This window comes from Microcoleus sp. MON1_C5 (assembly GCF_036701875.1).
In the GTDB taxonomy this organism is placed as follows: domain Bacteria; phylum Cyanobacteriota; class Cyanobacteriia; order Cyanobacteriales; family Microcoleaceae; genus Microcoleus.
Genome location: NZ_JAUBRN010000116.1, coordinates 1 through 7,965, shown reverse-complemented (window position 1 = coordinate 7,965; position 7,965 = coordinate 1). Strand labels below are relative to the sequence as shown.

4 protein-coding genes are annotated in these 7,965 nt (G+C 50.0%); 2 read left to right on the top strand and 2 right to left on the bottom strand.

All coding sequences use genetic code 11. The features are described from left to right. Positions 1 to 51 precede the first annotated feature (51 nt). The gene (locus tag QUA71_RS28480) at positions 52 to 921 is read right to left on the bottom strand and encodes a M48 family metallopeptidase (RefSeq protein ID WP_333290276.1); all 870 of its coding nucleotides are present in this window, start codon (positions 919 to 921) and stop codon (positions 52 to 54) included. Between the two features lie 136 nt (positions 922 to 1,057). Continuing rightward, entirely contained in the window at positions 1,058 to 2,476 is a 1,419-nt protein-coding gene (gene murA / locus QUA71_RS28475; RefSeq protein ID WP_333290274.1) for a UDP-N-acetylglucosamine 1-carboxyvinyltransferase, read from the bottom strand. 365 nt (positions 2,477 to 2,841) lie between these two features. Between murA and smc the strand changes: the two genes are divergently transcribed. Further along, the gene (gene smc / locus QUA71_RS28470) at positions 2,842 to 6,642 is read left to right on the top strand and encodes a chromosome segregation protein SMC (RefSeq protein ID WP_333290272.1); all 3,801 of its coding nucleotides are present in this window, start codon (positions 2,842 to 2,844) and stop codon (positions 6,640 to 6,642) included. Positions 6,643 to 6,710: 68 nt separating this feature from the next. Next, entirely contained in the window at positions 6,711 to 7,733 is a 1,023-nt protein-coding gene (locus tag QUA71_RS28465; RefSeq protein WP_333290270.1) for a PRC-barrel domain-containing protein, read from the top strand. Positions 7,734 to 7,965 lie beyond the last annotated feature (232 nt).

Sequence of the window (7,965 nt, the reverse complement as noted above, 5' to 3'; positions counted from 1 at the left end):
AGAGAATCGAACTCTCATACCTTTCGGTGTCAGATTTTGAGTCTGATGCGTCTACCAATTTCGCCACCCGCCCTTTTGGGTTTCACCATCATAACACACAGATCGATTTCCTGCAAGCAAAGATTCATAATCTTTTGAACTTGCCCAACGATCGATCTCTCTGGCGCGCAATACTGGTACAGGATGGGACAACTGAGCCGTCTGAGCTTGTTTGAGCATATCTCCGAGTTGAGTGCTGCTGAGGTCGTCGTAGGCTCGGGCCTGCGCCAAAAACGCATCTACATTCAGTTTCGGAGCTAAAGTCGGCGAACCTCCGGCCAGTTTCATCAGCACCGATGCTACCACTTTTGGGTCTTGGGTGGCGAGCAAGGCGGCGCGATCGCACGTAAATTCCGCACACCGCAACCATTCCAACATTTGCGCCTGCAAACCCTGCGCGAGCACGGTTCCCACAGGCGAAATTTGGCCCGCGGCCAACACAATTAAATTAGCCAGAGTCAGGTAAACTCCGTGATCGCACTTCAAATGACCCAACTCGTGAGCAATTACTGCCTTAACTTCCTCGTCTGTAAGCAAATCAATCAGAGAAGTGTGCATCACCACAAAAGGCTGTTTTCCGCGCATCGCAAAAGTGTAAGCATTTGGCATCGGATGCTGGCGGACATAAAGCTGCGGCGCTTCCAAATCCAGAGTTTTGCAGGCATCCAACAGCAATTGATGCAGGTGGGGCAATTGATTTTCGCCGACTTGGACGCTGGAAGCCAGATTTTCCAGCATAAAAAACTGTTCGCCCAGTTGTCCCAGCAACTGCCGCACGATCAAATCCAGGCCGGGCAGTTGTTTGAGAGTGCTGGTAGCTTCCAAGTCTAGGGGGTGGCGAAACTGGTCTGCTTTTAAACCGATGAGCGGTATGTTCGACATTTTAGTCAGTTGGGAATGGGGAATTGGGAATTGGGAATTGGGCATGGGGCATGGGGAATTGGGCATGGGGAATTCTTTTGCTTCTTCCTTTTTTCCTCTTCCTTCTTCCTTCTTCCTTCTTCCTTCTTCCTTCTGACTACTTTAAACCCGATCGCACGGGATTGACAGGAGCCTCAGCAGTCGCCGGGTCTGTACCCTCTTTGACGCGCCGCAACTTAGCTCCCAATTTTTGCAGTTTCACCTCTAACTGCTCATAGCCGCGGTCTAAGTGCTGCAAGCTGCTGATGGTTGTGACACCATCGGCTGCAAGTCCCGCGAGCACTAACGCCGCCGAAGCCCGCAAATCTGTTGCCACGACAGGCGCGCCCGACAGCCGCGACACTCCCCGCACAATCGCTACATTGCCTTTAAGGCGAATGTCTGCGCCCATGCGGTTGAGCTCTGCTACGTGGCGCAAGCGATTCTCAAACACGGTTTCTTTGATCAAGCTGTCGCCTTCGCTCAGCGTGAGCAAAGCCATAAACTGAGCTTGCATATCTGTGGGGAAACCGGGATAAGGCAGAGTTTCGATGTCTGTGGCCGAGTGAGTTTGGCCGGGAACTATCCGCAAAATGTCGGGGGATTCTGCAATAATTTTTGCCCCAATTGTCTGCAATTTGGCAATGACTGCGGTCAGGTGGTCGGGAATTACCGGCGACAAACTGATTTCCGAGTGAGTGATAGCTCCGGCTACTAAAAATGTTCCGGCTTCAATGCGATCGGGAATAATTGAATAGTCTACCGCGTGCAGCTTGGGCACTCCCGAAATGACGATCGTATTCGTACCGGCGCCTTGAATTTTTGCTCCCATGGCGCGGCAGAAATTCGCCAAATCTGCGACTTCCGGCTCTTGAGCCGCATTTTCAATTATGGTTTCTCCTTCCGCCAGAGTCGCCGCCATCATCAAAGTTTCAGTTGCGCCGACGCTGGGGTAGTCCAAATAAATTTTGGCTCCTTTCAGGCGGCGGTTTGGCCCTTTGACGTAAGCGTGAACGGTGCCGTGGTCGATGTGGACTTCGGCACCGAGGGCTTGCAGACCGCGAACGTGGAGTTCAACAGGTCGCGCGCCGATGGCGCACCCACCGGGCAAGGGCACTTTGGCAAATCCCAAACGCGCTACCAGCGGCCCGATGATGAAGAAGCTCGCCCGCAGTTGGCTGACTAATTCGTAGGGGGCTTGAGCGTCTATGAGGTTGCTGGCGTTGATGTCTAAAACGTCCCCGTTCTGCTGTAATTTGACTCCTACAGCCGAGAGAATTTGTCCCATGCGGGCGACATCGACTAGACCGGGAACGTTGCGGAGACGGCAATCCTCTGGGCATAGCAGGGAGCCTGCCATGACGACTAAGGCCGAGTTTTTGGCGCCACTGATTTTGACGTGTCCTTTAAGGGGTTCGCGACCCCAAATTTGTAATACTTGTTGTTCGTCGCTTTCAGGTGAAGCTGGCAGGTTAGATGAGTTCTGAGCTGGTGTAATGGGTTTGCCCTCCATAATGCGCTTCATTACTTTATACATTATTAATTTTGGTTCGATTTTACCGGAAAGTTTTTATATGTCTAGGGGTAACATTTGGAATTGCGGGAATTATATTTGCTGTCACTGGCTCTGGACAAGGCTTTCAGGTTTTAGCCCACAAATAATATCGATCGAGTCTCATGAAGTTATCTGTATCAAAATTTACGTTCATTTGTAGCGCTCGCTCGCATCTCAGATGTTGTACCTTTGTCAACGATCTTTTTAAGTAAAAGCGGACTCGGTTGTTGACAAAGGTGTAAGATATCGGTTCGATCGACAATGCCGGAAAGTTCACACATTGTCGATCGCCCCATTGCCTGTGCTACCCTGTGACAACAACCTAGAGCCAAAGCTACTCCTAGCATATGGTTCACATTAAACGGATCGAACTGACTAACTTTAAATCTTTTGGCGGCACGACGGCCATTCCCGTGCTGCCCGGTTTTACTGTGGTTTCCGGGCCCAACGGTTCTGGGAAGTCCAACATCCTCGACGCTTTGCTGTTTTGTCTCGGACTTTCGAGTTCCAAGGGAATGCGGGCTGAACGTTTGCCGGATTTGGTGAACAGCGCCCAAAACAAACGCGGTACGATCGAAGCTAGCGTGACTGCGACTTTTGCGCTGGAAGATGTGGGGGAGGAATGGTTCGCCCGGGATGAAGATGAGGAGGAAAATGCAGCAGATGAGTTATCTGTTGAAGCAGAGGAAGTCGAAGAGATAGATATTGGCGAAACTCAAGACAACAACGGCCAATCACCTGCCAATCGAAAATCCAAAATCGAAAATCCAAAATCGGAAGAGTTATCTGTTGAAGACGTAGAAGAGATTGAAATCGCCGCAACTCAAGACAACAACGGACAACTACTCGCTACCAATCGAAAATCCAAAATCGAAAATCCAAAATCGGATGAGTGGAGTGTGACGCGGAAACTTCGGGTAACTCGCCAAGGTACTTACACTTCAACTTATTACATTAACGGCCAACCTTGCACGCTGACTCAACTTCACGAACAACTCAACCGCTTGCGAATTTATCCCGAAGGCTATAACGTCGTGCTGCAAGGAGACGTTACCAGCATTATTTCGATGAATTCTAAGGAACGCAGAGAAATCATTGACGAATTAGCTGGTGTGGCTCAGTTCGATCGCAAAATCTCTTTAGCTAGGCAGAAGTTGGATGAAGTTAAGGAGGTGGAAGAACGCAGCCGCATTGTAGAAAAAGAGCTGATTTCTCAGCGCGATAGGCTGGCTTCCGATCGCACAAAAGCGGAAAAATATCAAAAATTGCGGGCTGAATTTCAAGAAAAATCGCAGTGGGAAATTGTGCTGAAATTCCGCCAATTGCAGCAGCAAGAATGGAAACTGCGAGAACAAATCGAAACGGGCGATCGCACTTCTGCATCTCTCACGGAACAACTGCAAGCAATTAGTACCCAAATTCAAGAAGCAACCGCCGAACTTGACGCGCTGAATGCCCGCGTTAAAGCTTTGGGAGAGTCGGAACTGTTGGCTTTGCAAGCGACGATTGCAACTCAGGAAGCGGAACGGCGGCAACTGCAAAACCGCAAACAGGATTTGGAAAAAACTGCTGGGCAAATGGCGGCTAACATAGCACAAACCGAGGAAGAAGTTCGCCAATTCCGGCAAAGTTTGGAGCAAATTGAGATTGAAATATCTTATGTTAAGTCTCAGCAGGGGAGTTTTCAGGAACAGCGGGATGCAGCCCAGCAAAGTTTAGATGAAAGTCGGGAAGTTGCAAATGCGATCGCCTCGACTGCCGAAGTGTGGGTACAGCAGCAAACAGAATTGCACCGCCAAATCGAAACAATTCAACAAACTTTGGAACCGCAGCGTACAGAACAAGCTACCATTGGCGAAAGAGCCGATCGCCTGCAAAGTCAAATTCAAGAACAAAACCAATCGCTGCAAGTATTGGAACAGGAAATAGCAGCGAAAAAAGAACAGCAATCTCGCCTTGTGGAAACCAAAGGCGTTGCATCTTTGCAAGTAGAATCGCTGACTCAGATTTTAGTCGAAGCCGAACAAGAATTGCAACTGCAACAGGAAACTCAAACTCGTTTGTTGGAAGAACAGCGCGAAAGACAGCGCAAATTAGACAAACTAGAAGTGCAGTTTCAAGCACTGCAAGAAGCGACGGGAACGTTTACTGCAAAAATTGTCGCGCAAAGCGGAATTGGCGGAGTTTGCGGCTTGGTGGCTCAACTCGGCAGAGTGGAACCGCGCTATCAATTGGCGCTGGAAATTGCGGCGGGCGGGCGCATGGGAAATATGGTGGTGGAAGATGACAGCGTGGCTGCTGCTGCGATCGAATTGTTGAAACAAAAACGGGCGGGAAGGATGACGTTTTTGCCTTTGAATAAGATTAGGGGCGGCAGGTATTCGGTGAATGAAAATTTGCGGCGCGCGGCTGGGTTTGTGGATGCGGCTGTTAATTTGATTGATTGCGATTCCCGGTATCAGGAAATTTTTGCTTACGTTTTTGGCAGTACGGTTGTGTTTAGCAACCTCAGCGACGCCCGCCGCTATTTGGGACAGTACCGGATTGTCACTTTGGACGGGGAAATTTTGGAAACTAGCGGGGCGATGACTGGGGGAAGTTCTACTAATAGATCTACCTTGCATTTTGGCACGGTTGAGGCTAGTGAGGCTGCTAGTGAAGCCCGGACGATCGCATCTCTGCAAGAAAGGTTGGAGGAAATTGAGCGGATTTTGGAACGGTGCAAAATTGCGATCGATCGCGCTTCTGTTGCAGTCAAAACTCGCAGCCAAGAATTGATGGAAGCGAAACAGAATTTGCGCGAAAATCAGTTGCGCTTGGAACAGTTGGAGTCAGAAATTAAGAATTTGCAAGCGCAACAGGAACAAGTGCGATCGCAAATTGCGAAAAATACACAGGAATTAACTAATTCGCGATCGAGATTGCAGTTGCTGGAGGGAGAATTGCCCGCACAGGAAACTCAATTGCAGCAATACCGCCAAACTTTGGCGCAGTTGGAAGAGTCCAACAGTCACAGCGAATGGCAGCAAATGCAATCGAGTTTGCGCGCTCTAGAAGCGCAGCTCCAAGAGCGAGAATTGGCTCTGAGAAACGTCCAGCAGCGCCTTGTAGACTTGGAAAATCAATTTGGGCGTTTGGAAGACAAAATTAAGGAAGGTAGCGAGAAATTGCAGGAATGGCAAGTGCAGCAAAACGCGGGGGCGGATGCACTCGATCGCATTGTTTCGCAGCAGTTGGAACTCGATCGGCAAATTGCCGAAGCTAAGGCGGCTTTGGGGGAAATTGAGGAAAAATTGGGCGTGCAGAAGGGAGATCGCGATCGGGCGGAATCTCAACTGCGAGAGAAGCATTTAGCCAAACAGCAGTTACAATGGCAGTTGCAAAAACTCCACGAAACCCAGCAAGAACGCCGGGAACAATTGAGCGCAGTCCGCACTCTATTGGAAGCGCAGCGGGCGGAAATGCCCGACCCCGTGCCCTCGATTCCTGAAAATGTCGAGAAAGCCAATTTGACGGAATTGCAGCAGGAAGTAAAGGCGATCGCCAAACGCATTCAAGCTTTAGAACCGGTCAATATGCTAGCCTTGGAAGAGTACAACCGCACTCAAGAACGCCTTCAAGAATTGAGTCAAAAATTGACCACATTGGAAGGAGAACGCACAGAACTGCTGTTGAGAATCGAAAATTTTACCACACTCAGGCGGCGCGCTTTTAAGGAAGCTTTCGACGCGGTTAACGAGAACTTCCAGACTATCTTTGCGGAACTTTCCGAAGGCGATGGCTATCTCCAGCTAGATGACCAGGAAGACCCCTTCAGCAGCGGCTTGAATTTGGTTGCTCACCCGAAGGGCAAACCCGTACAGCGACTGGCTTCCATGTCTGGAGGGGAAAAGTCCTTGACGGCGCTGAGTTTTATTTTTGCGCTGCAACGCTACCGCCCGTCTACGTTCTACGCTTTTGATGAAGTGGATATGTTTCTGGATGGGGCAAATGTGGAGCGATTGGCTAGAATGATAAAACGACAGTCTGAACAAGCCCAGTTTATTGTTGTGAGTTTGCGGCGACCTATGATTCAATCGGCTGAGCGTACAATTGGCGTTACTCAAGCGCGGGGAGCTTATACTCAAGTCATAGGACTGAAGTTGTAGTCCCGGAGTTTATGTTAACGCTCGTGTTGAGTGATATATGTACTTAATAAATCAGGATTAAAGTTAGAATGACATCCGAACAAATCTGCCAACGCTCAGACATTCTAGGCACTCAGGTCATCACCCGCGACAGAGGTAAACGCTTGGGGGTGGTTAGTCAATTGTGGGTGGACATTGACCGGCGGGAAGTTGTGGCGATCGGTCTGCGTGATAATATATTCGCGGTCGCTGGAATGCCGAGGTTTATGTTCCTCAGCAATGTTAGTGAAATCGGCGACGTGCTGTTGGTGGAAGATGAGAGCGCGATCGAAGATGATGTTGATGTTGAAGTCTACAGCATTTTGATTAACAGCGAAGTTATTACCGAAACCGGCGAACTTTTGGGTAGGGTGCGGGGCTTTAGGTTCGACCCCGAAGACGGTAAGTTAGTTTCTATAATTATCGCTTCCCTGGGAATCCCCCAAATCCCAGACCAAGTTCTCAGCACTTACGAGTTGGGGATTGAGGAAATTGTCAGCAGCGGCCCGAATCGCTTGATTGTATTTGAAGGTTCCGAGGAAAGGCTCAGGCAGCTTAGTGTGGGTTTGCTGGAGCGCGTCGGTTTGGGCCAAGCACCTTGGGAACGAGAAGAGGACGAGCAAGGTTATTATCCGAAACCCGTGGCTACAGGAAATCAATTGGGCCCGGGCGTGCGGATACCTGCACCGGAAATGCGGAGCCGGGTAGCTGCGCCTGCGGTTGAGGAAGTTCCTTGGGACGAGGATTCGCAGTGGAATCGGCCTGCGGTGCGCCAGCCGCAGCAGCAGATGCGCGCGGTGCAGCCTGAGCCGATCGACAATTACGAGGATTACGAAGAGGATAATTGGGGCGGCGAGGAGGACGATTACGAGGAGGAGTACGAGGCGAAGCCGCAGTACACTCGCTCTGAGAGTTCTCGCCCGAAGGCGCCTGTGGTCGAGTACGAGTACGAGGATGATGTGGAAGCTGATGCTTGGGCGGACGATGAGGCACCGAAGCCTTACCAGGCTCCTCGAGTGAATATCCCTGAGAAGACTAAAACTCCTGAGTACGAGGAGGAGCCTGGTTATTAGAAATTAATCGCTCGGTTGAAATTAATCTGGGATTTTTGGGGCGGGCTTGCGTGCCCACCCCAGACTTATCTGGGTTGATTTCTTGGGTGGGGGCGAGTTTACGAAATTATTGATTCTAGGCGTAGATGGTTGGAAAAACCCGCCCTTACAAATTGTCGTAGATACTGTCTTGACCTGTCAAGAGGTAGCGATCACATAATTGGGGTCGAAAGGCTTTTGGGATTTTAAAATA